Source organism: Aeromicrobium sp. S22, from assembly GCF_009661045.1.
Classification (GTDB): Bacteria; Actinomycetota; Actinomycetes; order Propionibacteriales; family Nocardioidaceae; genus Aeromicrobium; species Aeromicrobium yanjiei.
In genome coordinates this window covers 33,655-60,356 of record NZ_WJWV01000004.1, presented here as the reverse complement: position 1 = coordinate 60,356, position 26,702 = coordinate 33,655, and the positions used below count along the sequence as shown (strand labels likewise).

At 71.8% G+C, this 26,702-nt stretch carries 23 protein-coding genes; 11 read left to right on the top strand and 12 right to left on the bottom strand.

The genetic code is table 11. The features are described from left to right. Positions 1-31: 31 nt before the first annotated feature. Together GEV27_RS16330 and GEV27_RS16325 are read right to left on the bottom strand one after the other, a co-directional pair. Positions 32-460, bottom strand: a complete 429-nt coding sequence (locus GEV27_RS16330) for an HNH endonuclease (RefSeq protein ID WP_153935107.1) — start codon at positions 458-460, stop codon at positions 32-34. After that, positions 400-1,242, bottom strand: a complete 843-nt coding sequence (locus GEV27_RS16325) for a DUF222 domain-containing protein (protein ID WP_194944238.1) — start codon at positions 1,240-1,242, stop codon at positions 400-402. Before GEV27_RS16325 ends, GEV27_RS16330 begins: the two co-directional genes overlap by 61 nt. A gap of 234 nt (positions 1,243-1,476) precedes the next feature. Here GEV27_RS16325 and GEV27_RS16320 point away from each other — a divergent pair, with 234 nt between their 5' ends. Next, positions 1,477-2,934 carry a serine/threonine-protein kinase gene (locus tag GEV27_RS16320; protein ID WP_153935105.1) on the top strand — a complete coding sequence of 486 codons (1,458 nt, stop codon included), beginning with the start codon at positions 1,477-1,479 and terminating at the stop codon, positions 2,932-2,934. Between the two features lie 177 nt (positions 2,935-3,111). Here GEV27_RS16320 and GEV27_RS16315 read toward each other — a convergent pair whose 3' ends face one another. Beyond that, on the bottom strand, positions 3,112-4,548 hold the full coding sequence (locus GEV27_RS16315; RefSeq protein WP_153935104.1) for an MFS transporter: 1,437 nt from the start codon (positions 4,546-4,548) through the stop codon (positions 3,112-3,114). Between the two features lie 97 nt (positions 4,549-4,645). On the opposite strand from GEV27_RS16315, the gene GEV27_RS16310 reads away from it, so the two are divergent. Beyond that, on the top strand, positions 4,646-5,236 hold the full coding sequence (locus tag GEV27_RS16310) for a TetR family transcriptional regulator (RefSeq protein ID WP_153935103.1): 591 nt from the start codon (positions 4,646-4,648) through the stop codon (positions 5,234-5,236). Positions 5,237-5,553: 317 nt separating this feature from the next. On the opposite strand, the gene GEV27_RS16305 is transcribed toward GEV27_RS16310, so the two are convergent. From GEV27_RS16305 to GEV27_RS16290, 4 genes are all read right to left on the bottom strand, one after another. After that, positions 5,554-6,930 carry an aminotransferase class III-fold pyridoxal phosphate-dependent enzyme gene (locus GEV27_RS16305; RefSeq protein ID WP_153935102.1) on the bottom strand — a complete coding sequence of 459 codons (1,377 nt, stop codon included), beginning with the start codon at positions 6,928-6,930 and terminating at the stop codon, positions 5,554-5,556. Between the two features lie 18 nt (positions 6,931-6,948). Continuing rightward, on the bottom strand, positions 6,949-8,298 hold the full coding sequence (locus tag GEV27_RS16300; RefSeq protein WP_153935101.1) for an NAD(P)/FAD-dependent oxidoreductase: 1,350 nt from the start codon (positions 8,296-8,298) through the stop codon (positions 6,949-6,951). Between the two features lie 3 nt (positions 8,299-8,301). Further along, positions 8,302-9,732: an aminobutyraldehyde dehydrogenase gene (locus GEV27_RS16295; protein ID WP_153935100.1), complete on the bottom strand. Its 1,431-nt coding sequence runs from the start codon at positions 9,730-9,732 to the stop codon at positions 8,302-8,304. Positions 9,733-9,793: 61 nt separating this feature from the next. Next, on the bottom strand, positions 9,794-11,221 hold the full coding sequence (locus GEV27_RS16290) for an FAD-binding oxidoreductase (protein ID WP_153935099.1): 1,428 nt from the start codon (positions 11,219-11,221) through the stop codon (positions 9,794-9,796). A 123-nt stretch (positions 11,222-11,344) separates the two neighbouring features. On the opposite strand from GEV27_RS16290, the gene GEV27_RS16285 reads away from it, so the two are divergent. Both GEV27_RS16285 and GEV27_RS16280 read left to right on the top strand, forming a co-directional pair. Beyond that, positions 11,345-13,006: a PucR family transcriptional regulator gene (locus GEV27_RS16285; protein WP_153935098.1), complete on the top strand. Its 1,662-nt coding sequence runs from the start codon at positions 11,345-11,347 to the stop codon at positions 13,004-13,006. Then, a complete protein-coding gene (locus tag GEV27_RS16280) occupies positions 13,003-13,770 on the top strand; it encodes an enoyl-CoA hydratase-related protein (protein ID WP_153935097.1) in 768 nt (255 codons plus the stop codon). Before GEV27_RS16285 ends, GEV27_RS16280 begins: the two co-directional genes overlap by 4 nt. Positions 13,771-13,795: 25 nt before the next feature. Here GEV27_RS16280 and GEV27_RS16275 read toward each other — a convergent pair whose 3' ends face one another. From GEV27_RS16275 to GEV27_RS16260, 4 genes are all read right to left on the bottom strand, one after another. Continuing rightward, the gene (locus GEV27_RS16275; RefSeq protein ID WP_153935096.1) at positions 13,796-14,758 is read right to left on the bottom strand and encodes a nitronate monooxygenase family protein; all 963 of its coding nucleotides are present in this window, start codon (positions 14,756-14,758) and stop codon (positions 13,796-13,798) included. Positions 14,759-14,898: 140 nt separating this feature from the next. After that, positions 14,899-17,166 (bottom strand): catalase/peroxidase HPI, encoded by a 2,268-nt coding sequence (gene katG / locus GEV27_RS16270; protein ID WP_153935095.1) that lies wholly within the window; start codon positions 17,164-17,166, stop codon positions 14,899-14,901. Between the two features lie 76 nt (positions 17,167-17,242). Beyond that, on the bottom strand, positions 17,243-17,680 hold the full coding sequence (locus GEV27_RS16265; RefSeq protein WP_153651917.1) for a Fur family transcriptional regulator: 438 nt from the start codon (positions 17,678-17,680) through the stop codon (positions 17,243-17,245). A gap of 91 nt (positions 17,681-17,771) precedes the next feature. Further along, positions 17,772-18,593 carry an adenylate/guanylate cyclase domain-containing protein gene (locus GEV27_RS16260; RefSeq protein WP_309222326.1) on the bottom strand — a complete coding sequence of 274 codons (822 nt, stop codon included), beginning with the start codon at positions 18,591-18,593 and terminating at the stop codon, positions 17,772-17,774. A gap of 43 nt (positions 18,594-18,636) precedes the next feature. Here GEV27_RS16260 and GEV27_RS16255 point away from each other — a divergent pair, with 43 nt between their 5' ends. From GEV27_RS16255 to GEV27_RS16225, 7 genes are all read left to right on the top strand, one after another. Next, positions 18,637-19,332 carry a histidine phosphatase family protein gene (locus GEV27_RS16255; protein WP_153651915.1) on the top strand — a complete coding sequence of 232 codons (696 nt, stop codon included), beginning with the start codon at positions 18,637-18,639 and terminating at the stop codon, positions 19,330-19,332. A 10-nt stretch (positions 19,333-19,342) separates the two neighbouring features. Further along, positions 19,343-19,903 carry a DUF3090 domain-containing protein gene (locus tag GEV27_RS16250; RefSeq protein ID WP_153651914.1) on the top strand — a complete coding sequence of 187 codons (561 nt, stop codon included), beginning with the start codon at positions 19,343-19,345 and terminating at the stop codon, positions 19,901-19,903. Then, positions 19,900-20,667 (top strand): SCO1664 family protein, encoded by a 768-nt coding sequence (locus tag GEV27_RS16245; RefSeq protein WP_309222325.1) that lies wholly within the window; start codon positions 19,900-19,902, stop codon positions 20,665-20,667. The genes GEV27_RS16250 and GEV27_RS16245 overlap by 4 nt, the downstream gene beginning before the upstream one ends. Continuing rightward, complete coding sequence (locus GEV27_RS16240) at positions 20,667-21,494, top strand: NAD-dependent epimerase/dehydratase family protein (RefSeq protein ID WP_153911772.1); 828 nt, start codon at positions 20,667-20,669, stop codon at positions 21,492-21,494. The genes GEV27_RS16245 and GEV27_RS16240 overlap by 1 nt, the downstream gene beginning before the upstream one ends. A gap of 139 nt (positions 21,495-21,633) precedes the next feature. Then, positions 21,634-22,710 carry an alkene reductase gene (locus tag GEV27_RS16235; protein WP_153935093.1) on the top strand — a complete coding sequence of 359 codons (1,077 nt, stop codon included), beginning with the start codon at positions 21,634-21,636 and terminating at the stop codon, positions 22,708-22,710. A 90-nt stretch (positions 22,711-22,800) separates the two neighbouring features. Further along, complete coding sequence (locus GEV27_RS16230; protein ID WP_153911774.1) at positions 22,801-23,877, top strand: response regulator; 1,077 nt, start codon at positions 22,801-22,803, stop codon at positions 23,875-23,877. Then, positions 23,877-25,538: a cell wall metabolism sensor histidine kinase WalK gene (locus GEV27_RS16225; RefSeq protein WP_153935092.1), complete on the top strand. Its 1,662-nt coding sequence runs from the start codon at positions 23,877-23,879 to the stop codon at positions 25,536-25,538. Before GEV27_RS16230 ends, GEV27_RS16225 begins: the two co-directional genes overlap by 1 nt. Here GEV27_RS16225 and GEV27_RS16220 read toward each other — a convergent pair. Beyond that, complete coding sequence (locus tag GEV27_RS16220; RefSeq protein WP_228765363.1) at positions 25,535-26,698, bottom strand: hypothetical protein; 1,164 nt, start codon at positions 26,696-26,698, stop codon at positions 25,535-25,537. The genes GEV27_RS16225 and GEV27_RS16220 overlap by 4 nt on opposite strands. Positions 26,699-26,702 lie beyond the last annotated feature (4 nt).

Sequence of the window (26,702 nt, the reverse complement as noted above, 5' to 3'; positions counted from 1 at the left end):
GACGTGCCGGCGGGCCGCCGGACCGGCGGGGTCAGGCGGCTCGGCGGTAGCCGGTTCGTCGTCGACGTCGAACGGGCCGCTGGTGGCGGTTGGTGAACTCGAACCCGTCGACCGCGTTGCCCGCGACGTGCAGGAGACCGCGGTGCACCAGGTGGTGGCATCGGACGCAGAGCCCGACGAGCTGGTCGAGATCGGTGCGACCGCCCAGCGACCACCACACGGAGTGGTGGACCTCCAGATGGGTGTGGTTGCAGCCGGGGGTGGCGCAGACACCGCGTTGGCGGGCCAGGACCGCCTTGCGCTGCTTCATGTTCGGCTCGTACCTGGTGTGGCCGACGTTGAGGATCTGGTCCTGCTCGCGCACGAACCCGGTCACCCCCGACAGGCAGAACAAGAACATCAGCAGGTGCGGGCCGATCGCCCCGTGCCCGGCCAGTGTGGCCGGTTCGCTCTCGGGCATCGGGTCGGGGTCAGGTGGGGATGCTCGGTCTCCTGCTCGACCCGTTCGGCGGCTGCCTCCAACGTCTCGGCGTCCACGAACACCGACATGTGCGGGCGCACACCCTTGTCCGACGGGAGCCCGTTGCCCAGGATGCTGTCCAACAAGTCGTCCAACCCCTGCACCCGACGCTGCGCGCCGGTGCGGGTGTCATCGGCGTCCCGCGGTGCGGACACCGAGTCCATCACCTTCTTGAGCTTGAGCCCGGTCAGGGTGTTGAGGAAGCCGGTGACATGGAACCCATCGGGGAGGGCGTCGACAGCGAAGTCTTCCTTGTCCATCCCACCCTTCCAGGCCTCGTCGAGGTCTTCAGGGTGCGCGAGGTCCTTCAAGTGCTTGACCGCTTCCCACAGCACGCCGGGCTCATTCTCGGCCGCCACGGCGACCAGCACCTCTTCGTGCTGGAGCATCGGCTCCAGCCCGACGTGGGCGAGCCCGTAGACGAACACCTGCACGTGCGCGGCGCTGATCAGCCCCGACGTCGCCGCCTCGGCCACCAGAGGCAGGTCACGCAACGCCGCCACGCTCTTCACCAGCACCGTGGCCTGCCCCGACTTCAGGTGCAGCTGGTTGCGCACCCACGTGTTCAGCGTCGACGCACCGTCCAGCTCGAAATCCTTCGAGGCCTGCAGCTCCGCCAGCAGCACACCCTTGACCGCATCCAACGCGTCCTGCGCCATCTGCACCGCATGCAATGTCTCGCGCACGTCACCCGACGAGAGCGCCTGCGCAGCAGTGCGCATCGCGTCGATCGTGGGCTTCGGATTCATACCCCCACACTACTCGAATGTGTGTTCGATCACAAGAGCTGAAGCCAATTAATTCTCTGCGATTCCAGCCAAAATTTGGCGGGTTTGGCCCCTGACCCAGGACAGGACCGGCTGCTCATCGGGAACTCTCCGCATCCCGGCGCCCACGTCGATGTGCTCCCCTGGGCGATCACCGCCTAGTTTGGTTGATCGAGGACAGGAGGCCGGATGCTCGCGGACAGATATGAGCTCGATCATGAGATCGGTCGCGGCGGGATGGGCACGGTGTGGCTGGCCCGGGACGTGGTGCTTCACCGCGTCGTGGCAGTGAAGCAGATCGGCATGGGCCCGGGCGGCGGCGAGCCTGACCTGCAGCGGGCCGAGCGCGAGGCCCACCTGGCCGCGCGGATCAACCACCAGAACGTCGTCGCGGTGTTCGACCTGGTCGACGAGGGCGGGCACCAGTGGCTCGTCATGGAGCATGTCGACGGTCCCAGCCTCGCCGGCCTCATCGCGGAGCGCGGCGCACTCGATCCGGCCGAGGTCGCGCCGATCGTCAAGCAGGTCGCCGCGGCCCTCGCGGCGGCCCACGAGCACGGGATCGTCCACCGGGACGTGAAGCCGTCGAACATCCTGCTGACTCACGACGGCGTAGCCAAGCTGTCGGACTTCGGGGTGGCCCGCGCACAGGCCGACGCCTCGCTGACCCAGACCGGTCTGGTGACGGGCTCGCCCGCGTACCTGTCGCCCGAGGTCGCGAGTGGACGCACGGCGACGGCGGCGAGCGACGTCTGGTCGCTCGGTGCGACCGTCTTCCACGCCCTGGCCGGTCACCCGCCGTACGAGGTCGGTGACAACCTGCTCGGCACGATGTACCGCATCGTCAACGAGGCGCCGCCGACGCTGGAGGCCGGTGGGCCGCTCGCGGCGCTCGTCGCGGCGATGATGCAGCACGACCCTGACGCGCGACCCACCATGGCCGCGGTCGAGGAGGCGGTGTCCACGCAGTCCGGCGTCGAGCTGGATCTGGAGAGCACGCAGGCGATGCCCGCAGCGACGGCGGTGGCCCGACCCACTGCCACGACAGCCTTCAGGCCGCTGGAGCCTCCCGTGGAACCCGCCGTGCCGCCTGTCGCGCCGGCGGTGGCCGCGGAACCGACGCCTGCGGCGACCGCCCCGGGGCGCCGCGCCTCGCCGACGAGGTCCCGTACGCCGTGGCTGATCACTGCAGGTGCCGTCGCTGCGCTGATCGCCGTCGTCTCCTTCGTCGGCCTGCGCGGCGGATCCGCCGACGACGCGCCGAGGGCCGCGGGAGAGCGTTCCTCGGCGGGCTCGGGATCCGCGTCGACCGAGGACGAACCCGCCCCGGCCGGCGACGGCGAGGTCACCGCCGAGCAGATGGAGGGCTTCGCCGCCGACTACCTGTCGACGGCGAGCAACGACCCCGACGCCGGCTTCACGATGCTCACCCCCGGCTACCAGCGGGCCAGCAACGGCATCGAGGGCTACAAGGGCTTCTGGGAGGACGTCGCTGACCTCTCCGTGGAACGGGTGTCGGCCGATCCGGCGTCGCTGCGCGTCTCGTACACGTACTCCTACGACTTCAAGGGCGACCGTCGCACCGAGGCGGTCACCCTCCAGCTCGAGAAGTCGGGCGACAGCTTCCTGATCGCCGGCGCCACCTGAGCCCCCACCCCGCGCCCGCCGGGCGGGACCGACGATGAGGGTTTGCGGTAGCCCCAGCTGCCCGTAACCCTCATCGCCCGTCCCGCGTCCGCGCCGGGGGGACGCAGGATGAGGGTTTGCGGTAGCCCCAGCTGCCCGTAACCCTCATCGCCCGTCCCCGCCCGGGCCGCCGCTGCGTCAGTGGCTGCCCGGCGACGTGGGTCGGTGCGGGATGAGCAGCACGAGCACCGCGGCCACCACGGCCGCACCGCCGCAGATCGCGAACAGCTGCTGGTAGGCCGACAACGAGGGCGCGGCGATGTCACCGAGGATCACGGTGTTGGCGGCCAGGATGCTGCCGCCGATCGCGCTCGCGAGCGAGCTGCCGAGGCTGCGGAACAAGCTGTTCAGCCCGTTGGCCGCAGCGATCTCGTTCCCCGGCGTGTGCGCGTTGATCAGCGCGGGCATCGCGGCGTAGCCGACACCCGTTCCGGCGCCGACGATCGCCGAGCCGACGATGACCTGCCACAGGGAGTCGTGGACGACGATCCGCATGAGGAAGCCCGCCGCGACGATGACGGCACCGAGCGCGAGGGTCTGCGGGGCGCCGCGGCGCTCGATCAGCCTGGCCGCGACCGGCGAGAGCAGCAGCATCGCGATGCCGCCGGGCAGCATCACCAGACCGCCGACGAGCAGGCTCGACCCGAAGCCGTAGCCGGTCGACTCGGGCGCCTCGACGTACGAGGCCGTGCCGATGAACGACGCGAACAGGGCGAAGCCGAACAGGATCGAGGCCAGGTTCGTGAGCACGATCGGGCGGCGACCGAGGGCGCGCAGGTCGACCAGCGGGTCCTTGATGCGCATCTGGCTGAACCCGAACACCGCGATCAGCACGGCCGCGATGGCCAGCAGGATCCAGATGCGGGAGTCGCCCCAGCCCCACGCGGAGCTCTGCGAGAGCGGCAGCAGCAGGCAGATGAGGCCGGCCGCGAGCAGCACCGAGCCGACCAGGTCGACGCGGCCGCCGCTGCGTCCCGGGGCCTCCGGGACGATCGCGAGGATGCCGACGAACGCGATCAGGCCCGCGCCGAACGTGATCCAGAACAGGACGTGGAAGTCCGCGTTCTCCGCGACGAGACCGGCGATCGGCAGGCCGAGCGCGCCGCCGATCCCGAGCATCGCGCTGACCAGCGCGATGGCCGAGCCGACCTTCTCCCGCGGCAGGACGGCGGCCAGCAGGCTGATGCCCAGCGGGATGGCGGCGGCCGCACAGCCCTGGATCGCGCGACCGGCGATCAGCAGGCCGATGTTGTCGGTGACCGCGGTCAGCAGCGAGCCGACGACCAGGGCACCGACGGCCACCAGCAGGAGCCGGCGCTTGCCGAACATGTCGCCGAGGCGTCCCATGATCGGCACCGAGACAGCTGCCGCGAGCAGGGTCGAGGTGAGCAGCCAGTTGACGTTGCCGGCCGAGGTGTCCAGCTCCGCGGGCAAGATCGAGAGAACGGGGATCAGCAGGGACTGCGACAGCGCCACGACGAGCGCGCCGAGGCCCACGAACACCAGCTCGAGCGTCGCGCGCCGGGACGAGGCGCGTACAGGCGGCTGCGAGGCCGCGACGTCTTGGTCTGTCATGTCATCGATCACTTTCTCGCGCAGCCTACGAACCTAGGCACCTTATGGCAGACGTGACACCTGGTGCCACTCGAGACACGATCGGTAAGGTGAGGCCATGCCGGAGGAGATGAGCCTGCGCGATCACGCCAGGGGCGCCGTGCGCGCCGAGATCGCCCGCAAGGCGTGGCGGCTGCTGGCCGACCAGGGGTTCGAGGCCACCACGATCGATCAGATCGCCGAGGCTGCCGGCATGTCCAGGCGTACGTTCTTCCGCTACTTCGCCAGCAAGGACGAGCTCGTCCTGACCCGCCTGGTCGAGTCCGGGGACCGCATCGCCGAAGCCCTGCGCGCGCGGCCTGCCGACGAGCCGGCGTGGCCTGCGCTGCGCGCGGCGTTCCAGCACATCGTCGAGCTGCAGGAAGCGCACGCCGAGGTCGCCCGGCCCTTGCAGGTCATGCTGCGGGCCGAGCCCGCCCTGCGCGCGACCAGGCAGGAACGCCGCACGCTCTGGTTGGAGCTGCTCGCCCCGCTCGTGGCCGAACGCCTGCCGCCGCGCCCCGGACGCACCGGTCCTGACATACGGGCCCTCGCCCTGACCGGCAGCGCGCTCGCGTGCTTCGAGGCCGCACAGGGCGCCTGGGCCGAGAACCCCGGCGTCCCGCTCGCGAGCCTGCTCGACGAGGCCATGGAGTCCGTCGGCGGCTGAGCCCCTGGGGCGCCCAGGCGGACACACGATGAGGGTTTGCGGTCGCCCCAGCTGCCCACCACCCTCATCGCCCGTCCCGCGCCCGCGCCCGGGAGGACGCGGGATGAGGGTTTGCGGTCGCCCCAGCTGCCCAAAGCCCTCATCGCCCGTCCGTTGCCAGCGGGAGGGACGCAGGATGAGGGGTTGCGGTCGCTCCTGCTGCCCGAAACCCTCATCTCCCGTCCCGCGCCCGCGCCGGGGGACGCAGGATGAGGGATTGCGGTCGCTCCAGCTACCCAAAACCCTCATCGCCCGTCCCGCCCTGGCGCTGGCGGGGGTCAGGACAGGGACATGTGCTTGCCGGCGTCTCGCAGGACGTCGGTCAGGCCGGCGGCGATGTCGTCGAGCAGGGCTGCGTCGCTGATGAGCGGCGGGGCGATCTGGAGCACCGAGTCGCCGCGGTCGTCGCAGCGCGCGATGAGCCCGGCCTCGCGCAGGCGGGCGGGGAGGAAGCCCCGCAGCAGGTCGTCGCGCTCGGCCTGGTCGAATCGCGTCGCGGCATCGTCCTTGACCAGCTCCATGGCCCAGAAGAACCCTGCGCCGCGGACATCGCCCACGATCGGCAGGTCGAGAAGGTGGTTCAGCCGCTCACGCAGCGGATCGGCCTGCGCGCGGACGTTCTCGAGCACCTGGTCGCGCTCGATGATCTCGATGCTCTTCATCGCGAGGGCCGCGCTCAGGGGGTGGCCGCCGAACGTGATGCCGTGGCGGAACACCTTGCGCTGCTCGACGAGCGGGGCGATGACCCGCTCGCGGACGAGGGTCGCGCCCATCGGGGCGTACGCCGAGGTGAGCCCCTTCGCGACCGTGACCAGATCGGGCGCCACTCCCTCACGGGACGAGGCGAACCACTCCCCGATCCGGCCGAAACCGGTGATGACCTCGTCGGCCATCAGCAGGATGCCGTACTGGTCGGCGAGACGTCGGAGCCCGGGCCAGTAGCCGGCGGGGGCAGTGAAGCAGCCACCCGCGTTCTGCACCGGCTCGGCGATGATCAGCGCGACCTCGTCGGCACCAGCCGCGACGATCGCCTCCTCGACCTCGGCCAGCAGGCGGGCGCAGAACGCCGCCTCGTCCGCACCGTCGGGAGCGCGGAACGTGTTGGTGTTGGAGACGTGGGTCACCGGCACGGGCGGCTCGCCGAAGCCCTCCTTGAACGGCCGCACACCCGTGAACGACAGCGCGCCGAGCGTGACGCCGTGATAGGCCCGGTCACGGGCGATCGCCTTCGTCCGCTGGGGCTGGCCGATCGCGATGAAGTGCTCGCGGACCATCTTCCAGGCGGCCTCGACCGACTCCGAGCCGCCTCCGGTGAAGAACACCCGGTAGTCGTCCGCGGGCGCCAGGTCCGCGATCTTCTCCGCGAGGTCGATCGCCGCTGGGTGCGACGTGCCCCAGCTCGTGTTGAACGCGAGGGACGTCAGCTGTCGGCGTGCCGCATCGGCCATCTCCTCGCCGTACGAGTAGCCGAGCTGTGAGCAGAACAGGCTCGACAACGCATCGATGTAGCGGCGGCCCTTCGTGTCGAACACGTACGGGCCCTCGCCGCGGTCGAGCACCAGGAGGTCGTCGATCTCCTGCTTGGAGAAGTGCAGCACGAGGTGGTCCTTCGCCGACTGCTGCAGGCGGTCGTGCTCGGGGTTCGGGACGTCCATGGTCGCGCCTCTCGTTGGTCAGGAATCGATGATGTGCTGTGCCAGCTCGGCGCCGACCCGCAGCGCTCCGTCGACGTGCTGGAAGCCCAGGCCTGCGACGTCGGAGCTGCCGATCTGGATGGGCCCGGCAGGCTCGCGCAGCCGGGGGCCGAACCGGGTCATCCCGCCGAGGTCGAAGCTCGCGCCGTACGCTCCGCTGCCGAGCTCCTCGGACGTCCAGTCGCTCTCGAAGTACGTGAGCGGTGTGCCGGCGCCCGGACCGAAGTAGGTCTGCAGCGACTCCAGGATGATCCCGCGCCGCTGGTCCGGGTCGAGCGCGAGCACCGCGTCGGCCTGTACGTCGGAGACGAATCCGACGAGCGTGCCGCGCTCCTCGTCGTGGTTGGTGTTGTCGTACGCCTCGTGGACCGTCAGGTAGGGGCTGAAGGCGGTTCCCGACAGCCCGGCGTCGCGCCAGAACGGCGTCTCGTACGTCGCGTGCACCTTGATGACCTGGCCGAACGACTGGTGCTGGCGGGTCTCGCGCTGGATCGACGGCAGCGGCGGCTCGAACCGCACCCGGGTGACCGCGGTCGGCGGGATCGCGAGGACCAGGTGGCGGGCGCTGACCGTGAGGTCGCCGGACGTCACGGTCACTCCCCCGTCGTGCCAGCGCACCTTCTCGACGTCGTGGGCCGTGCACACCACGTCGCCGAGCCGGGCCGCGAGCTGCAGCGGCACCTGCTGCAGCCCGCCGATCACGCGACGGTCGAGGATGAACTCGGAGTCGACCAGGTTGCTGAAGCTGCCCGCGCTGGCAGCCATGTGGACGGCCTGCAGCGCCGAGAACGTGTGCGCGGGCTTGGTCAGCATGGCCTGCGCGATGAACATCGCGATGTTGTCGCGGGCCTCCTCGTGCTCGCACTGCGCGTCGAGCCACGCCCGGAACGTCACGTGGTCGAGCTCGGCGGCGCCGGCCATGTCCCAGGGCCGGGCGGGGTCCATCTGCGCGGAGAGCTCGTCGAGCCGCTCGGTCAGCCGGTTCATCTCGGCCTCGACGGCCGGCGCGACGGGCAGCACCTCGCCTGTGAACGTCCGACGCTCGCCGTCGAGCCCGACGTAGACCGACTCGCCCTCGCGGTGCCGCTCGAACGTCTCCAGGCCCAGCTCGTCGAGCATCGCCAGCAGCGCCTCCTGGTCCGGCGAGACCCACTGCCCGCCGATCTCGAGGTCGACGCCGTCGACCTCGTCGGTCCACAGCCGCCCGCCCACGCGATCGCGCGACTCCAGCACCAGCACCGACCGACCTGCGCGCTGCAGCGCGTACGCCGCCGCGAGGCCCGTGGCCCCGGCGCCGACCACCAGCACGTCGACCTGCTTGTCCGCCATCGTTCAGCCCTCCACGTTGCTCATGACGTGCTTGACCCGGGTGTACTCCTCGAGCCCGTACGCCGACAGGTCCTTGCCGTGCCCCGACGCGCCGAAGCCGCCGTGCGGCATCTCCGAGACGAACGGGATGTGGGTGTTGACCCACACGCAGCCGAAGTCGAGATCGGCCGTCATGCGCAGGGCCCGTCCGTGGTCCTTGGTCCAGACGCTCGCGGCGAGGCCGTACGGGACGTCGTTGGCCAGCTCGGTCGCCTGCTCCGTCGTCGCGAACGGCTGGACGGTCAGCACGGGGCCGAAGACCTCCTGCTGCACGATCGCGTCGTCCTGGCGGACCCCGGAGATCACGGTCGGCTCGAAGTAGAAGCCGTCGCGGTCGAGGCGGCGGCCACCGGTCTCGATGCGGGCGTGGTCGCCGATCGCGCCGACCATCCGCTCGACCGAGGCGAGGTGCCCCGCGTTGTTGAGCGCCCCGTAGGCCGCCTCCGCGTCGTCGGGCGCACCCGGGCGAGCCGCCCGTGCCTGCTCGACCAGCAGTCGCAGCAGCTCGTCGTGGACGCTCTCGTGCACGATGACTCGCGTCGCGGCCGTGCAGTCCTGGCCGGCGTTGAAGAAGCCGCCGACCGCGATGCCCTCGGCCGCTGCCGCGAGATCCGCGTCGGCGAACACGACCGCCGGGGCCTTGCCACCGAGCTCGAGGTGCGCGCGCTTGAGGTTCCTCGCCGCCGACACCGCGACCTCGATCCCCGCCCGGACCGAGCCGGTGATCGCGACAAGTCCCGGCACGGGGTGCTCGACCAGGAGCCGGCCCGTGTCGGCGTTGCCGTTGACCACGTTGAGGACGCCGGGCGGCAGGATCTCGCCCGCGATCTCGGCCAGCCTGACGGTCGAGCGGGGCGTCGTGTCACTGGGCTTCAGGACGATCGTGTTGCCGGCTGCGAGCGCCGGCGCGATCTTCCAGATCGCCATCGCGAACGGGTAGTTCCACGGGGTCACCTGCGCCACGACGCCGATCGGCTCGCGCCGGATGCTCGACGACAGCCCCTCGACGTACTCCGCGGTGGCCTTGCCCTCCAGCAGCCGGGCCGCGCCGGCGAAGAACCGGAGCTGGTCGACGCCCTGGTCGATCTCCTCCGTCGCGATGTGCTCCTTGACCTGCCCCGTGTCGCGGGCCTGCAGCGCCACGAGCTCGTCCCGTGCGGCCTCGACCGCGTCCGCGATCTGCAGCAGGGCGAGCTGGCGGGCCTTGGGCGTCGTCCGCTTCCAGGTGCGGGAGGCGGCCAGCGCGGCCGCGAACGCCTCGTCGACCTCCGCCGCGGTCGAGATGGGCGACCGGCCGTCCGCGAGCCCGGTCGTGGGGTCCACCAGCTCGATGAAGTCGGTCGCGGCAGAGTCCACCGGTGCGCCGTTGACGTAGTTGCGGACGATGTCGCTCATGCGGTCGGTTCCTTCGTGGGGTCGGTCTGCTGGGGACGGGTCGGCGGCCGGCTCGCGGCGGTCATGAGTCGAAGCCCAGGCCGAGACGGTCCAGTGTGCGCAGCATCAGGTTGCGGCGTCCCTCCTGGTGGTCGGCCCGGTCGAGCGACCACTTGGTGGCCTCGATGCCGATCTTGGTGAACGGCTCGGGCGGGAACGGCAGCGGCTTCTTGCGCACCATCTCCAGCTGGGTGCGGGCGGTGGTCTCCCCGGCCAGCCGGTCGAGCATGACCTCGGCCGCGAAGCGCGTGGCGGCGACGCCGAGGCCGGTGAACCCCGCGGCGTACGCGACGCGGCCACGGCGGGCCAGGCCGTGGAACGCGCAGAACTGGGTCGAGGTGTCGATCGCCCCGGCCCAGCGGTGGCTGAACTGCAGGCCCTCGAGCTGCGGGTACGTGGTGAGCAGGTGCGAGGCGAGCCGGCGATAGGACGCGTCGCGGTCCTCGTGCTCGGGGCGCACCCCGCGCCCCGCGTGATAGATCGCGTCGTAGCCGCCGTAGAGGATGCGGTTGTCCGCGGTGAGCCGCGAGTAGTGGAACTGGTTGGCCAGGTCGCTGACGCCCTGGCGGTGCTGCCAGCCGATCTCGGCCATCTGTGCAGGGCTCAGCGGCTCGGTCATGAGGACGTAGTCGTAGACCGGCACTGTCAGCAGGCGCGACCGGCGAAGCAGCGGCCGGAACACGTTGGTCGCGAGCGCGACCCGTCTGCTGCGCACGAGGCCGCGGGTCGTGCGGACGTCGACCGCGCCGCTGCGCCCCGAGCCCAGCCCCGAGCCCAGTCCTGAGACCGCCGAGTGCTCGAAGATCTCGACCCCGAGATCGGTCGCGACCCGCGCCAGCTCCTGGGCGAGCCGACCGGGGTGCACCAGCGCGCACGTGTCCTTGACCCAGCGGCCGGCCTCGAAGATCGGGCTCGCGATCTCGGCCCGCACCGCGTCGCGGTCCAGCCACTGCCCGTGACCGGCCTCCTGGAGCCAGCGCACCTGGTGCGGCTCGTACGCGACCTCCAGGACGCCGGTGCGCTCGAGCTGGACGTCCATCTTGAGCTCCTCGACGTCACGCTCGATCGCGTCGAGGTTGTCCAGGCCCATCCGGTGCAGCGTGTCGTACTCGGCCGCCCAGCGCGCGCGGCCGTTGTCCTCGCCGTGCGTCAGGCTGGCCTCGGCGAAGCCGCCGTTGCGTCCCGACGCCGCCCAGCCGATCGTCTCGGCCTCGAGCAGCACGACCCGGGCCGTGGGGTCCCGGCGCTTCGCGAGCACCGCGGTCCACATCCCGCAGTAGCCGCCACCGACGACCGTGAGATCGGCGGCGATCGTGCCGCTGAGCGCGGGACGGTTGACGGTCTCGACGTCCTCGAGCCAGAACACGGCGTGCCGCGAGTCGCGCAGCGACTCCGTGACCTGGGCCTCGGGCGGTCGCTGCCGCTCGAAGACCGTGCGGTGCGAGGCCATGGGGCTCCTTGGGGACGTTCGATCCATCCTCCCGCGTCCGGGCGCTCGACGCCATGGTCAAGGTGTCGCGTTCCGCGCGCGAGAGGTGGACACTGTGTCAGCCTCTCGGACTACTGTTGCCCCGTGCCCCTGACACTGCGGACGATCCTCGCGATGGACGTGCTGACCGCCGGGCGGCCCGAGGTGCTCGCCGGTGAGCAGTCGCTCGACCGGCCCGTGCGCTGGGTGCACGTGACCGAGGTCGACGACATGGTCGATCTGCTCGGCGGCCACGAGGTCGTGCTGACCACGGGCCTGCCGCTCGTCGGGCCCACGGCAGATCCCGAGCGGTTCGTCACCCAGCTCGCCGAGGCCAGCGCGTGCGGTCTCATCGTCGAGCTCGGGCCCCGGCTGCCCGAGCTGCCGGCCGCGCTGGTGCGCCAGGCACGTCGGCTCGAGCTGCCGCTCGTGGCGCTGCACGCCCCCGTGCGCTTCGTGTCGATCACCGAGGCCGTGCACCGACTGATCGTTGGTGAGCAGTACCACGGTCTCGAGCTCGCCCAGCGCACCCACGAGGTCTTCACCAACCTCAGCCTCGACAGCGCGGACGCGAGCACGATCCTCGCCGAGGCGTCCACGCTGATCGGCGCCCCGGTCGTGCTGGAGGACGTCGGCCACCACGTCGTGGCCCTGGCCCGCCACGGGCGGACGTCCGGCGCCCTGCTGCGCGGCTGGGAGGAGCGCTCCCGGCGCGCACCGGTGCTGGACGAGGCCGGGACGTCCGGACCCGAGCGGTGGCTCACCTGCCCGGTCGGTCTGCGGGGCGCGCCGTGGGGGCGCATCGTGGCACCCCAGCAGACGCACGACCCGGTCACGACCGCGATGGTGATGCAGCGCGCCGCGCAGGCCCTGCAGCTGTCCCGTCTCGTGGAACGCGACGCGACCCGTCTGCAGTCCCAGGCGCAGGAGTCGCTGCTGCAGGAGCTCGTCGAGGGGCGCGTGCAGGACGAGGCGGACGGGCTGGCCCGCGCCGCTGCCCTCGGCATGCGCGCCGGTGCGAACTATCTGCCGGTCGTCGCCCTGTTCGGTCCCGCTGCGCTGCCCGACCAGATCGCCCGTCAGCGCCGCGCCCGCGCCCAGCTCGAGACGGTCTCGGACGCCCTCGCCGAGGCGCGGCTCGACGCGATCTCGGGCGGCGTGGACGACCAGGGGGTCGGCATCGTCCTCGCGCTGCCCCGGGGAGTCACGGAGGACGCCGCGCTCGAGGCGCTGGCGACGGCCACCGCGAGCCGCGCCGGCGCGCTCACGCCGGGCACCGTGCCCGTCCTCGGCGTGGGCCGGGCCGCCGGGACGCTGCTGGTCGCGGCGTCCCGCATGCCGGCGACCGTGCACGTCGCGGAGGCCGCGCGGGCGCTGCAGCCGTCCTCGGCGGCCTGGTTCCGCTCGACCGACGTCCGGCTGCGTGGCCTCGTCGCGCAGCTGCGGGACGACGAGCGGGTGCTGGGCTTCGCGGAGGCCGAGCTCGGCCCGCTCCTTGCACACGAGGCCGAGCACGGCACCGGACTGCTCGACCTGCTGCGGCGCTACGTCGAGCTGCGGGGCAACAAGGCCGCGCTCGCGCAGGCGACCCACATCAGCCGTCAGGCCCTGTACGGCCGGCTGCACAAGCTCGAGTCGATCCTGCGGGTCGATCTCGACGACGCGGACTCGGTGCTCTCGCTGGGCGTCGCGCTGCTGGTGCACGACCTCCGCGTCGGGCGGGCCCGTCCCGGCCCGGGCCGACGCGGCACTACCGTGACGTCATGACCTCCCGGCCCACCACGCTCTCGATCCACGGCGCCACCGCGCTGCTGACCCTCGACGACCCCGACCGCCGCAACATCCTCACCTCCGAGATGGTGCGCTCGATCGACGAGGACGTGACCCGGGCGGAGGCGACGCCCGAGGTCAACACCCTGGTCGTGACGGGCCGCGGCCGCGCCTTCTGTGCGGGCGCCGAGCTGGCGACGCTCGAGCAGTCCGCCGCCGGCGACTTCGACGACGTCCGCGAGGTCTACGAAGGCTTCCTGCGGATCCTGCGCACGCCGCTGGCCACGATCGCCGCCGTCAACGGGCCCGCGGTCGGTGCCGGGCTCAACCTCGCCCTGGCCTGCGACGTGCGCATCGCGTCGACCGCGGCCCGCTTCGACACCCGGTTCGCACACCTGCGGATCCACCCCGGCGGCGGGCACACCTGGCTGATGGAGCGCGCGGTCGGGCACCAGCAGGCCACGCTGGCGGTGCTCTTCGGTGAGCGGTGGGATGCCGAGCGGGCGTACGACGTGGGGCTCGTCGCGCGCGTCGTGGAGCCCGAGTCGCTCGTCGACGAGGCTCTCGCTCTGGGGGCGCGCCTCGACGACATGGAGGGCGATCTCGTGCGTCGCTACGTCTCGACCCTGCGCCAGGCACAGCAGACCCCCGACCACGAGACGATCTTCGACGTCGAGACCACGGCCCAGGCCTGGTCGACGACCCGGCCCGCCTTCGTCCAGAACGTCCGCGCGCTGCGGGAGTCGATCTCCGGTCGCTGAGCCCGGCTGCCGGGCCGCCGCGGGGTCAGCCGCAGAGGTCCTTGCGCGCCTGGTCGTACTGGGCGCGCAGGCTCTGAACCAGCGCGGCCACCGAGACGCGCTCCTCGATCGCGCCGATGCCCTGGCCCGCACCCCAGATGTCCCTCCACGCCTTGGGGCCGTCGACCGCCTGCGAGCTGAAGTCCATCGCGGACGGGTCCGAGACACCCAGGTCGTCGGGGTCCATCCCGGCGGCCTCGATGCTGCCGCGGAGGTAGTTGCCGTGCACGCCAGTGAACAGGTTGCTGTAGACGATGTCCTTCGCGGTGGAGTCCACGATCATCTGCTTGTAGTCCGGTGCGGCGTTGGCCTCGTGCGTCGCGAGGAAGGCCGAGCCCACGTACGCCAGGTCGGCGCCAGCGGCCTGCGCCGCGAGGATCGAGCTGCCGTGCGAGATGGCACCCGACAGCAGGAGCGGTCCGTCGAACCAGGACCGGATCTCGCGCACCAGCGCGAACGGCGACTGCGTGCCCGCGTGCCCGCCGGCTCCCGCAGCCACCGCGATGACGCCGTCCGCGCCCTTGTCGACCGCCTTGCGGGCGAACTCGTCGTCGATGACGTCGTGCAGCACGATGCCGCCGTAGGAGTGGACCGCGTCGTTGATCTCCGTGCGGGCGCCGAGCGAGGTGATCACGATCGGCACCTGGTGCTCCACGATGACCACCATGTCCTGCTCGAGCCGGTCGTTGGAGCGGTGGACGATCTGGTTGACCGCGAACGGGCCGACGTGCGCGTCGGGGTGGGCCGCCGCGAAGGAGGCGTTCTCCTCATCGATCTGCTGGATCCAGTCGCTCAACAGGGCAGCTGGACGCGCATTGAGCGCCGGGAACGCACCGATGATCCCGGCCCGGCACTGGGCGCCGACGAGCTCGGGGCCCGAGCAGATGAACAGCGGGGAGCCGACCACGGGAAGGGTGAGCGGGCCGGCGAGGGCGGGGACGAGGGTCATGGGTCTCCTTGAGGACGATTCGTCCCGACCCTAGGAGGGATAGCCGCGATATGCAACTCGTTGCACTACTGGTGCTGCCTCCCGGCACGACGAGGCCCGGCCCCCGACGTGGTCGGGAGCCGGGCCTGTCGTTCACCGGACTACTTCAGGTCGAAGCGATCCAGCTCCATGACCTTGGTCCAGGCGGCGACGAAGTCCGCGACGAACTTCTCGCGGGCGTCGTCGGACGCGTAGACCTCCGAGAGGGCACGCAGCTGCGAGTTCGAGCCGAAGACCAGGTCGACGGCGGTGGCCGTCCACTTGAGCTCGTCCGTCGCGGCGTCGCGGATCTCGAAGACGTTCTCCTGCGACTCCGAGGCCTTCCAGCGCGCGCCGGGCGCGAGCAGGTTGACGAAGAAGTCGTTGGTCAGGACGCCCGGGCGGTCCGTGAGGACGCCGTGCTTCGCACCGTCGACGTTGCCGCCGAGGGCACGCATGCCGCCGACGAGAACTGTCATCTCCGGAGCCGTCAGGTCGAGCATGTACGCCCGCTCGACGAGCTGGGTCTCGGGCGAGAACTTGTCGGCCGCACGCAGGTAGTTGCGGAAGCCGTCGGCCCGGGGCTCGAGGACCTTGAACGAGTGGACGTCCGTCTGCTCCTGCGTGGCGTCGCCACGGCCGGGGTGGAACGGCACCGTGATCTCGACGCCGGCATCCTTCGCAGCCTTCTCGACTGCGGCGTTGCCGGCCAGGACGATGAGATCGGCCATCGAGATCTGTGCGCCACCGGCGCTGTTGAACTCGGCCTGGATGCCCTCGAGCTTCGCCAGGACGGTCGCGAGCTGCTCGGGCTGGTTGACCTCCCAGCTGCGCTGCGGCTCGAGACGGATGCGCGCACCGTTGGCGCCGCCGCGCTTGTCGGTCGAGCGGAAGGTCGCCGCCGACGCCCATGCGGTGGCGATGAGCTCGGAGACCGAGAGACCGGACTCCAGCACCTTGGCCTTCAGCGACGCGACATCCGCGTCACCGACGAGCTCGCCCTCGGGGGCCGGGACCGGGTCCTGCCACAGCTGCGGCTCCGGGACCCACGGGCCGAGGTAGCGATCGATCGGGCCCATGTCGCGGTGCAGCAGCTTGTACCAGGCCTTGGCGAACGCGACCGAGAACTCGTTGGGGTTCTCCATGAACCGGCGCGAGATCTTCTCGTACTCGGGATCGAAGCGCAGGGCCAGATCGCTGGTCAGCATCGTGGGCTTGCGCTTCGGCGAGTCCGCGGCCGGGCCGGGGACGATGTCCTCGGCGTCCTTGGCGACCCACTGGTACGCACCCGCGGGGCTCTTGGTGAGCTCCCAGTCGTACTTGAACAGGAACTTGAAGAAGTCGTTGCTCCAGCGCGTCGGCGTCGAGGTCCAGGTGACCTCGAGTCCGGACGTGATCGCGTCCTCGCCCTTGCCGGTGCCGTACTCGCTCCTCCAGCCCAGACCCTGCTCCTCCAGCGGAGCGGCCTCGGGCTCGGGGCCGACCAGGTCGGCGTCGCCCGCACCGTGGGTCTTGCCGAACGTGTGTCCGCCGGCGATCAGCGCGACGGTCTCCTCGTCGTTCATCGCCATGCGGGCGAACGTCGCACGGATGTCGCGTGCCGAGGCGAGCGGGTCCGGGTTGCCGTTGGGACCCTCGGGGTTGACGTAGATCAGACCCATCTGGACCGAGCCGAGGGCCTCCTCGAGCTCACGGTCGCCGCTGTAGCGCTCATCGCCCAGCCAGGTGTCCTCGGGGCCCCAGATGATCTCCTCGGGCTCCCAGACGTCCTCACGACCGAAGCCGAAGCCGAACGTCGTGAAGCCCATGTCCTCCATCGCGACGGTGCCGGCGTAGACCAGCAGGTCGGCCCAGGAGATCTTCTGGCCGTGCTTCTGCTTGACGGGCCACAGGAGGCGACGCGCCTTGTCGAGGTTGGCGTTGTCGGGCCAGCTGTTGAGGGGCGCGAACCGCTGGTTGCCCTCGCCGGCGCCGCCACGGCCGTCGAAGATGCGGTACGTGCCGGCCGCGTGCCAGCTCATGCGGATGAACAGGCCGCCGTAGTGACCGAAGTCGGCCGGCCACCAGTCCTGCGAGGTGTTGAGCACCTCGACGATGTCGCGACGCAGCTCGGCCAGGTCGAGCTTCTTGAACTCCTCGGCGTAGACGAAGTCAGGTCCGAGCGGGTTGGCCTTGGACGAGTGGGCGTGCAGCACCGACAGGTCGACCTGGTTGGGCCACCAGTCCTTGTTGGTGCGGGGGCGTCCGCCGGTCTTGGGCGTCGGCGAGTCGATCGCCGGGTTCTCGCTCTCGCTGCCGTGCGCGGCTGCGGAGTCGGGCATGACGGGGCACCCTGCCTCGGCCTTGCGATCGATGCCCTGGGGGCTCTCGGGGGTCTGGCTGTCGTTCATGTGATTCCTTCCGAACGGGTGGTGCTGGCGGTCACTGGGTCGTGCTGGTGGGTCACTGGGTTACTGGGTTACTGGGTCATTGGGGGACGAGGGCGACGGCTGCGCAGTCGGGGCAGGTGCCCCAGAACACGACCTCCGCCTCGTCGATCACGAAGCCGTGATGATCTGAGGGCGCGAGGCACGGGGCCTCGCCGATCGCGCAGTCGACGTCCGTGATCGCCCCGCACGAGCGGCAGACGATGTGGTGGTGGTTGTCGCCGATGCGGGACTCGTAGCGCGCGGTGGCGCCCGCAGGCTGGATGCGGCGCACCAGCCCGGCTGCGGTCAGCGCCCTCAGCACGTCGTACACGGCCTGGTGCGACACCTCACCCGAGCTCGCACGCACGGCCTCGATGATCGAGTCGGTGTCTGCGTGGGGATGCTCGTGCACCGCGGCGAGCACGGCGACGCGGGGGCGGGTCACGCGCAGCGAGGCCTCGCGCAAGGTGCGCTCGATCTCAGCGGTCGTGTTCATGCCTGCAGCCTACCGGTTTTCTTGAATCAGTCAAGAAACGGGATTCCCTCGGGCGCGGTGCGCACGCCACCGTATGAGCCGGAAATCGCCGTCATACGGTGGCAGATCCACCGCGCTGCCAGTCGACGCGGTGCAGGCGGTGGGTCCCCGGTACGCCCTTGAGCTCGACCTCCCGGCTGTCCAGGACGGGCAGGGCGGCCTCCCCGACGGCCCTGAGCACCGTGTCGCTGACGAGCACCTCCGCGCCGTCCGCTTGCGACGCGACGCGCGCCGCGAGGGCGACGTTGCGGCCGAACAGATCGTTGTCGCGGTGCACCGCGGAGCCGCGGTGGGCGCCGATGCGGACCCTCACCCCGTACAGCTTCGACCGGGGACGGAGCCGGGAGAGATCGCGCTGGATCATGCACGCGGCGGCGACGGCCTCGGATGCCTCCGCGAACGCGACCATGAAGCCGTCCCCCTGCGTCTTGACCACGTGCCCGCCGTGCGCGTCGACCGCCCGTTGCACGAGACGGTCGTGCCGCGAGAGCAGCCGGACCCACCCGCGGTCGCCGAGCTCGTGGTTGAGCGCAGTGGAGTCCTCGATGTCGGAGAACAGGATCGTCAGCGTGCCGTCGGCCCCGGCGAGGCCGGCAAGGTCGGGACGCTCGACGTCGGCCCACAGCGCGAGATCGTCGACCGAGCTGCGGATGACCCCGCCGAGGCCGTGGTCCCGCACCTTCAGCGCCGTGCCGACGACGGTGCGTACGGCCTGGGTGGCCGTGGGCACCCGGCGCTGCCGGGTCGGTCGCGGACCCTCCTCCTGCAGCCTCGCGACCTGACGGCGGACGGCTCGCAGACGCACCACGGTCACGGCGAGTGCCGCCGCGAGCGCACCGGTCGACACGGCCAGGACGACCTCGAGGGCTGACACGGCACCACCGTAGCGGCTTCGTGGGCCGTCTACGATCAGCCGCATGGCCACCGTCATCCTCGTCCGGCACGGACGCACCACCGCCAATGCGAGTGGCGTCCTCGCCGGCCGGACGGCCGGGGTCCGGCTCGACGAGACCGGTCGCACGCAGGCCGCCCGCACGGGTGAGCGTCTGGCCGTCGTCCCGCTGGTCGGGGTCGTCACGAGCCCGCTCGAGCGGTGTCGACAGACCGCCCGCGCAATCCTGCAGCACCAGGACGGCTCCCCCGTCACCTCTGTCGACAAGGGCATCACCGAGTGCGACTACGGCGAGTGGCAGGGCCGCGCGCTCAAGGACCTGGCCAAGGAGGATCTCTGGAAGGTCGTGCAGGGCCAGCCGTCCGCTGCGGTCTTCCCCGGCGGGGAGTCGCTGCCGGCGATGCAGGCACGGTCGGTCGCCGCGATCAGGCGGCACGACGCGGCGTTCGAGGCCGAGCACGGACCCGGCGCGGTCTGGGCCGCGGTCAGCCATGGCGACATCATCAAGGCGATCCTCGCGGACGCCCTGGGCATGCACCTGGACCTGTTCCAGCGCATCAACGTCAACCCCGCGTCGGTCTCGATCGTGCGCTACGGCGCCGCGCGTCCCGACGTCGTGGCGACGAACACCGACGCGGGCGACCTGTCCTGGCTGCGAGCGGCTCCCCCCGCGGAGGACGCCCAGGTCGGTGGCGGGGCGGGCCCGGGTGGGCCCGCCTAACATGGACCGCATGCCACCCCTCGTCCACGGATTCGACTGGCCGGACCGTTTCGTCGTCGGCACCGTCGGCGAACCCGGCGCCCGGACGTTCTTCCTCCAGGCCCGCGCGGGCAAGCGGGTCGTCAGCGTCGGCATCGAGAAGGAGCAGGCCGCTGCCCTCGCCGAGAAGATCGAGGAGGTCCTCGACGGGCTGATGGCCGAGGACGGCAATCCGTTCAGCGTCCCGGCGCTGACCCCCGCCGCCCTCGTCGACAACGACCCGCTCGAGCAGCCCGTCGAGGAGGAGTTCCGGGCGGGCGCCATGAGCCTCGGCTGGGACCCGACCACCGCCCAGATCGTGATCGAGGCGTTCCCGATCCTCGTCGTCGACGCCGAGGAGCTCGAGACCATCGACCTGGCCGAGGTGGAGCCCGAGGAGGTGCTGGTCGTCCGCATCCCCGTGGGCAGCGCCCGCGCGTTCTCCAAGCGGACGCGCGAGGTCGTCGGCGCGGGTCGCCCGATCTGCCCGCTCTGCAGCCTGCCGATGGACTCCGAGGAGCACGTCTGCGAGCTGCCCGAAGGGTTCCGGTGACGACCGGCCTCGACCTCGACGGCGACCTGGAGATCACGGGCCGCGTCATGCCGGCGTCCAATGCGACGTTCGTCGGCCAGATCGGCGACCTCGCCGTCGTCTACAAGCCGGTCTCGGGCGAACGACCGCTCTGGGACTTCCCCGACGGCTGCCTGGCCCACCGCGAGCTCGCGGCCTACCTCGTCTCGGAGGTGCTGGGCTGGGACATCGTGCCGCGTACGTGGCTGCGCGAGGGACCCCTCGGCCGCGGGATGGTCCAGCTCTGGCAGGACGTCGACCCCGATCAGGCCGCGGTGGACCTGGTGCCGAGCGACCAGGTGCCGGAGCAGGGTTGGCGCCACGTGTTCGACGGCTACGACGGCCACGACCGCCCGGTGTCCCTGATCCACGAGGACTCCCCCGGCCTTCGCCGCATGGCGGTGTTCGACATCGTCGTCAACAACGCCGACCGCAAGGGCGGACACGTCCTGGCGATGCCCGACGGCCACCGGTACGGGATCGACCACGGACTGACCTTCCACGCCGAGAACAAGCTGCGCACCGTCCTCTGGGGGTGGATCGACGAGGAGCTCTCCGCGTACGAGCTCGACGGGGTCGAGCGCGTACGTCAGGCCCTCGACGGAGACCTGGCCTCGGCTCTCGCGCCGCTGGTCCAGCCCTTCGAGGTCGCGTCCCTCATCGGTCGCTGCGAGCGCCTGCTGCGCACCCGGCGCTTCCCGTCGCCGCGAGGCGAGATGCCGGCGATCCCCTGGCCCCCGTTCTGATGGCCGGGGACAACCTCCCTGACGTCCTGCTGGTCGGCTGCGGCGACCTGGGCGCCGACATCGGCCTTCGGCTCGCTGCGCGCGGGCACGACGTGGTCGCGATCCGGCGACGTGCCGAGCTGGTCCCCCCTCCCCTTCACGGGGTCGCCGCCGATCTGACCCGCGAGGTCCCCCACCTGCCACCGCTCGCGCTGGACCTCCTGGTGGTGACGTTGACGGCACGCCCGCGCACCGAGGAGGCCTACCGCGCGACGTACGTCGACGGGATGGGGCGCGCCCTCGACGCGATCGACGCCGCCGGTCAGGTGCCCCGGCGGGCCGTGCTGATCTCCTCCACGGGGGTCTACGGCGACGCGACGTCCGCGGAGCCGCTCGACGAGACCACGACACCGCTGCCGTCGGACGGTCCGGCCGAGATGCTGCTCGAGGCCGAGCGGCTCTTCGCCCGACGGGTGCCGGGCGGCACCGTCCTGCGGCTCTCGGGCCTCTACGGCCACGGCGAGCCACGGCTCCTCCAACAGGTACGGGCAGGCGAGGTCACCGATCCGAACCGCTGGACCAACCGCATCCACCGCGACGACGCGGCCGCTGCCGCGGTGCACCTGCTCACGCTCGACGAGACGCCCGGCCCGCTCTACCTCGGCACCGACGACGAGCCGGCCCTGCTGGGCGACGTGGCCGCCCACCTCGCCCGCGGCCTGGACGTCCCCGCACCACCGGTGACCGATCCGGCGCAGGCTCACGGCCGGCGGCTGTCCAACGCCCGCCTCCGGGCGACCGGCTGGGTCCCCACGTGTCCCACCTATCGCGAGGGCTACGGCTCCTGACACGGACGGGGTGCCCTCGCATCCTGAGATCGTGTCTGGTTTCCCACAGACCGCAGGCGGAATGCGCCCCTGTGCCCGGCGTTGACCCGTAGAGGCGCGCGTCCATCGGCGGCGTCCTTCGCAACTGTGAGGAACACGCATGACTGACGTCTTCGAGCCCATCAAGGTCGGCACCTGGGACCTTCCGCAGCGCTTCGTGATGGCGCCGCTCACCCGCAACCGCGCGGGCCAGCACCAGGTTCCGCGTGACATCGCGGTGACCTACTACGCCCAGCGCGCGGGCGCCGGCCTGATCATCAGCGAGGGCACGCAGCCGAGCGCGGTCGGCCAGGGCTATCTCGACACGCCCGGCATCCACACCCCCGAGCAGGTCGAGGGCTGGCGCGCGGTCGCCGACGCGGTCCACGAGCGCGGCGGTCGCATCGTCGTGCAGCTCATGCACGTGGGGCGCATCGCCCACCCCGACAACAAGGCGGGCCGCGAGACCGTCGCGCCGAGCGCGATCCCCGCCCCCGGCTCGATGGTCACCGCGCACGGATCGGTCGACCACGTGGTCCCCCGCGCGCTGGGGACCGACGAGATCCCGGGCATCGTGGAGGAGTTCGTCCACGCGGCCCGCTGCGCGATCGAGGCCGGGCTCGACGGCGTCGAGATCCACTCCGCCAACGGCTACCTGCTGCACCAGTTCCTCGCGCCGTCCTCGAACGAGCGCACCGACCAGTACGGCGGGTCCCCCGTCAACCGCGCCCGCCTGACGCTCGAGGTCACCGCTGCCGTCGCCGACGCGATCGGCGCCGACCGGGTGGGCATCCGCATCTCCCCCGCCCACAACATCCAGGGCGCCGTCGAGGAGGACCCGGCCGACGTCCGTGCGACGTACACCCACCTGGTCGACGGGCTCGCGCCCACGGGTCTGGCGTACCTCAGCGTGCTCGCCGACCCGACCGCCGAGCTCACGCAGGACCTGCGCAGCCGCTTCGGTGGGACGTTCATCGCCAACACGGGCTTCGCCGAGGTCACCGACCTCGAGCAGGTCAAGCAGATCGTCGGCGGCGGACTCGCCGACCTCGTCGCGGTCGGGCGGCCGTTCCTCGCGAACCCCGACCTGGTGACCCGTTGGCGCACCGGTGCGGAGCTCAACGAGCCGAACCCCGACACGTTCTACGGCGGCGGCGCCGAGGGCTACACCGACTACCCCACCCTCGACCAAGCCTAGGTCGCGCGGCGCGCGCTGCCGCTACGTCGTCGCCTCGGATGCCTCTGGACTCGGCGTAAGGTGGAACCAGGTCGTCCGTGAGGGGGAACCATGGCCGAGGCAGCGATCCGGGTGCTCGTGCTCGAGGACGACCGCGACGCGGCCAACTTCATGCGCGCCAGCCTCCAGCGACTCGGCGGGATGGAGGTCGACCTGGCGGGCACCGCCGACGAGGCCGTCGCGGCGATGCGGCGGCACGGCTACGACGTGCTCGTGGCCGACATCCGGCTCCCGGGCCGCTCGGGGTTGCAGGCGCTGCCGGAGCTCCGCGCGATCAACCCGAGCGTCGCGATCCTGATCCTCACCGCCTATCCGACCTTCGACCACGCTGTCGAGGCGCTCCGCGAGGACGCAGATGACTTCGTCGCCAAGCCGATCGGGGCCGAGGACCTGGTCAGGCGTGTCCGCGACCTGGCGCAGCTGGCCCGCAGCCGCCAGGCCCCGTCCCGGCTGCGGGTGCTGGCGATCGGTGCCCACCCCGACGACGTCGAGCTCGGGGTGGGTGCGACCCTCGCGGCCCACGCGGCGGCGGGCGACGAGCTCACCACGCTCATCCTGTCCGGCGGCGCGGTCGGCGGGAGCACCGACGTCCGCCACCAGGAGGCGATGCACGCGGCCGCCGTGATCGGTGCCCGGCTGATCCACCTGGACTTCGCCGACACCCGGATGTCACCCGCGGACGGCCTGATCGGGGCCGTCGAGCAGGCCGTCGCGGAGGTCGACCCCGACCGCATCTACACCCACGGCATCCACGACCGCCACCAGGACCACCGCGCCGTGCACGACGCCGTGGAGGTCGGCGCGCGGTCGGTGGCCGACCTGTGGTGCTTCCAGAGCCCGTCGTCCACCGTCGACTTCCGACCCAACCGCTTCGTCACCGTCGACGGTTTCATCGACGCCAAGCTCGAGATGCTCGCCGCCTTCGTCTCCCAGAGGCATCGCGACTACATCCAGCCCGACGTGGTCCGCGCGACCGCGCGCTACTGGGCCCGCTTCAGCAGAGCGCTGTCGGCGGAACCGCTCGAGACCGTCCGGGTGACCCAGACGGTGCGCGCCACGACCACCGTGCGGGCGACGCACGCCGTGGACGACTCCGCGTCCGACACCGCCCATGGTGGCGTCGGCTGATGCCCACGGTGGGCGGCACGCGGGTGCGCGAGCTGACCCGCCGGGTCGCTGACGCTTGGCCGACGCCGGACGCGTCGGGCTGGCGCCACCTGCCGTTCACCCTGCTGGTCGTCCTGGTGGCCCTGATCGTCTCCAATATCCCCTTGCCCACTCGCGGCCCGCTCGTCGTCGCCGCGGTCGCGGTGAGCCTCACGGTCCAGGCGCTGGCGAGCCTGGCGCGGCCTGCGCGCTGGCCGGGCGAGTGGATGCTGCTGCTCCCCCTCGGCCAGATCCTCGCCGTGTCCCTGCTCGACCTCGGCAGCGGGGACCGAAGCGGCTCGGTCGCCGTGCTGCTCTTCATCCCCGGCATCGCTCTCGCGCTGGTCCCCGGCCTCCTTTCGCTCCTCGCGGGAATCCTCGCCGTCACCCTCGCCTGCTTCGCCCCGGTGTTCCTCACCGACGACCGGTTCTACCCCGTGCTGCACGGCGCCGTCACCGCGCTGATGATCTGCGCCCTGATGGTCCACAGCCACGCGATGATCTCCATCGTCCGCCGGCACGAGCGCAGCCTGGCGGCGGCCGAGGACCTGATGCGCAGCATCATGTCCGCCGCGTCCGAGCAGGCGATCATGGCGACCGACGCGACCGGCCGCCTGGTGGCGGCGAGCAGTGGTGCCGAGCGGCTCTTCGAGGCTCCCGCCGACCGCCTGGTGGGCACCGAGCTGACCCGGCTGATGGGCGAGGACGGCGCATCACTGGCCGGGCTCGTCGGGGCGGCGGCCGACGGCGGCTCCCACGTCTCGCAGTGGCGACGGTCGATCGGCGGATCCGCGCGCGTCGTGGAGTACGTCGTGACGCCCCGACCGGGCGATGCGGCGGAGCCTGCGTCGGGGCCGGGCCCGGCCTCGCCGGAGCCGGAGGGCTACCTCGTCGTCGCGACCGACGTGACCGCACGCGAGGAGGAGGAGGAGCGGCAGGAGCAGTTCATCGGACTGGTCACCCACGAGCTGCGCACGCCGTTGGTCTCGATCCTCGGCTACGTCGACCTGCTGCGGCTCGATCCCGCCGGGCTCACGGCGGAGCAGCGCGAGTACGTCGAGGTGCTGGCCCGCAACACCCGCCGCCTCCGCGGCCTCGTCGACGACCTGCTCCTCAGCGCCCGCCTGGCCGCCGGCGAGCGGATGGCCCACGAGGAGGTCGACGCCGTCGAGGTCGTGCGGGCGGCGCTCGCCAGCGTCCGGCCGATCGCGGACGCCGCCGCCGTGACGCTGGAGCTGTCGGGCGACGACAGCGTGCCGCTCGTCTCGGACCCGCAGCGGCTCGGCCAGGTCGTCGACAACCTCCTCACGAACGCCGTCAAGTTCAGCCACGCCGGCGGGCAGGTCCGGGTCGAGGTGGTGGCCGAGCCCGCGCCCGACGGCGGCCGCGGCGCACGGATCCGGGTCGCCGACGACGGCACCGGGATCGAACCCGACGAGCTGCGCCGCATCACCGAGCCCTTCTACCGCTCGCGCGAGAGCCGCCGTCGCCGGATCGCGGGCGTCGGGCTCGGCCTCACGCTCGTCCAGGCGCTCGTGTCGGAGCACCGCGGCACGCTCACGATCGACAGCGAGCCCGGACGCGGCACGGAGGTCGTCGTCCGGCTGCCCGACGCGGCAGCCCCCGGCGACCACCAGGGCTAGGTGCCGTCGGGGTTCCACACCGAGGCGAGCGCCTTCCAGTAGGGATCCGACATCAGCGACAGCGGCGTCACGTTGACCGAGGTGATCCCATGGCTCTCCGCGGCCCGCAGCGCGGCGAGGAACCGCGACGTGCCGATCGGCCCGACCCGCGTGCCGGGCGGTCGCTCCCAGAGCCCGACCGACACCGTCAGCCGCGACATGTCGAGCCCGGCCTGCTCCAGCCGGTCGAGCACCCGGTCGAGGTCCTTCGGGCGGCGGGTGCGGTAGAGATAGGCCCACAGGATCAGGCGCTCGACCTGGCCGAGCAGGACGGCGTAGTTGTGGCCGCTGAGCAGGTTGCCGCGGGCCGGGTGCTTCCAGTCGATCCGTACGTCCATCGCGAGGCCGATCCGCGACCCCGCACCGTCCCGGGTGGCGTCCATCCGCTTCCGCATCCGCTCGAGCAGGTCGGCGATCACTGCCGCGCGCCACGCCTTGATGCTGGACGCGTCCTCGTTGATCGACCCGTCGCTGGTGCGCGGCCAGCCGCTGCGGCCGGTCATCCGCTCGAAGAGTCGCCGGTCGTCGCTGCCGAACGTGTAATCGCTGAGGAAGAGCTCGGTGATCGAGATCTGGGCGGGGTCGTAGCGCTCGCACAGCGCGCCGACGTAGTCGACCAGGCGTCGGCCGACCTCGCCGTCGACGAGCTGGCTGGCCGAGGCCTGGTAGACCGACCGCCGTCCGTCGACGGAGACCCCGGCGGCGCTCGGGTGGTCCGCCAGCCAGCTCGGTGCCATGGTGTCGACGACCAGGCCGACCTGGCGGTTCGACCCGTCCGCCGCCCGGTGGAGGGCCCGGGCCGCCCGGGCCAGGTGGTCGGTGCCGGGCTCTGCGGCCGCCGCGGGGTGGGCCTCCCAGTCGAAGGCGGTGAACTCGATCCGCCCGGCGTTGAGCTCGACCGCGTTCGCGCCCGCCTCGTCGAGCCGGACAGCGACCTGCGACCAGTCGGTGTCCGGGTCGACGACGGTCGCGAAGTCGACGCTGACCGACCGGGTCTCGTCGGGGAGCTGGGAGGGGCGCATCGGGGGCACCACCGCGGCGTCCTCACCCGAAGCCGAGGTGGTGCCGCCAGACTCCCACGGCCGCGAGATCGCCAGGGCGGCGACCAACGAGGTCGTCACGATG

What these genes read in the sequence shown, in the direction of transcription:
- GEV27_RS16305 (WP_153935102.1), bottom strand. Translation starts at nt 6,930, where the DNA reads ATGGACGTCCCGAACCCCGAGCACGACCGCCTGCAGCAGTCGGCGAAG.
- GEV27_RS16330 (WP_153935107.1), bottom strand. Translation starts at nt 460, where the DNA reads ATGCCCGAGAGCGAACCGGCCACACTGGCCGGGCACGGGGCGATCGGC.
- GEV27_RS16235 (WP_153935093.1), top strand. Translation starts at nt 21,634, where the DNA reads ATGACTGACGTCTTCGAGCCCATCAAGGTCGGCACCTGGGACCTTCCG.
- GEV27_RS16290 (WP_153935099.1), bottom strand. Translation starts at nt 11,221, where the DNA reads ATGGCCTCGCACCGCACGGTCTTCGAGCGGCAGCGACCGCCCGAGGCC.
- GEV27_RS16240 (WP_153911772.1), top strand. Translation starts at nt 20,667, where the DNA reads ATGGCCGGGGACAACCTCCCTGACGTCCTGCTGGTCGGCTGCGGCGAC.
- GEV27_RS16295 (WP_153935100.1), bottom strand. Translation starts at nt 9,732, where the DNA reads ATGAGCGACATCGTCCGCAACTACGTCAACGGCGCACCGGTGGACTCT.
- GEV27_RS16325 (WP_194944238.1), bottom strand. Translation starts at nt 1,242, where the DNA reads ATGCGCACTGCTGCGCAGGCGCTCTCGTCGGGTGACGTGCGCGAGACA.
- GEV27_RS16310 (WP_153935103.1), top strand. Translation starts at nt 4,646, where the DNA reads ATGCCGGAGGAGATGAGCCTGCGCGATCACGCCAGGGGCGCCGTGCGC.
- GEV27_RS16225 (WP_153935092.1), top strand. Translation starts at nt 23,877, where the DNA reads ATGCCCACGGTGGGCGGCACGCGGGTGCGCGAGCTGACCCGCCGGGTC.
- GEV27_RS16315 (WP_153935104.1), bottom strand. Translation starts at nt 4,548, where the DNA reads ATGACAGACCAAGACGTCGCGGCCTCGCAGCCGCCTGTACGCGCCTCG.
- katG (WP_153935095.1), bottom strand. Translation starts at nt 17,166, where the DNA reads ATGAACGACAGCCAGACCCCCGAGAGCCCCCAGGGCATCGATCGCAAG.
- GEV27_RS16275 (WP_153935096.1), bottom strand. Translation starts at nt 14,758, where the DNA reads ATGACCCTCGTCCCCGCCCTCGCCGGCCCGCTCACCCTTCCCGTGGTC.
- GEV27_RS16230 (WP_153911774.1), top strand. Translation starts at nt 22,801, where the DNA reads ATGGCCGAGGCAGCGATCCGGGTGCTCGTGCTCGAGGACGACCGCGAC.
- GEV27_RS16265 (WP_153651917.1), bottom strand. Translation starts at nt 17,680, where the DNA reads ATGAACACGACCGCTGAGATCGAGCGCACCTTGCGCGAGGCCTCGCTG.
- GEV27_RS16255 (WP_153651915.1), top strand. Translation starts at nt 18,637, where the DNA reads ATGGCCACCGTCATCCTCGTCCGGCACGGACGCACCACCGCCAATGCG.
- GEV27_RS16280 (WP_153935097.1), top strand. Translation starts at nt 13,003, where the DNA reads ATGACCTCCCGGCCCACCACGCTCTCGATCCACGGCGCCACCGCGCTG.
- GEV27_RS16250 (WP_153651914.1), top strand. Translation starts at nt 19,343, where the DNA reads ATGCCACCCCTCGTCCACGGATTCGACTGGCCGGACCGTTTCGTCGTC.
- GEV27_RS16300 (WP_153935101.1), bottom strand. Translation starts at nt 8,298, where the DNA reads ATGGCGGACAAGCAGGTCGACGTGCTGGTGGTCGGCGCCGGGGCCACG.
- GEV27_RS16320 (WP_153935105.1), top strand. Translation starts at nt 1,477, where the DNA reads ATGCTCGCGGACAGATATGAGCTCGATCATGAGATCGGTCGCGGCGGG.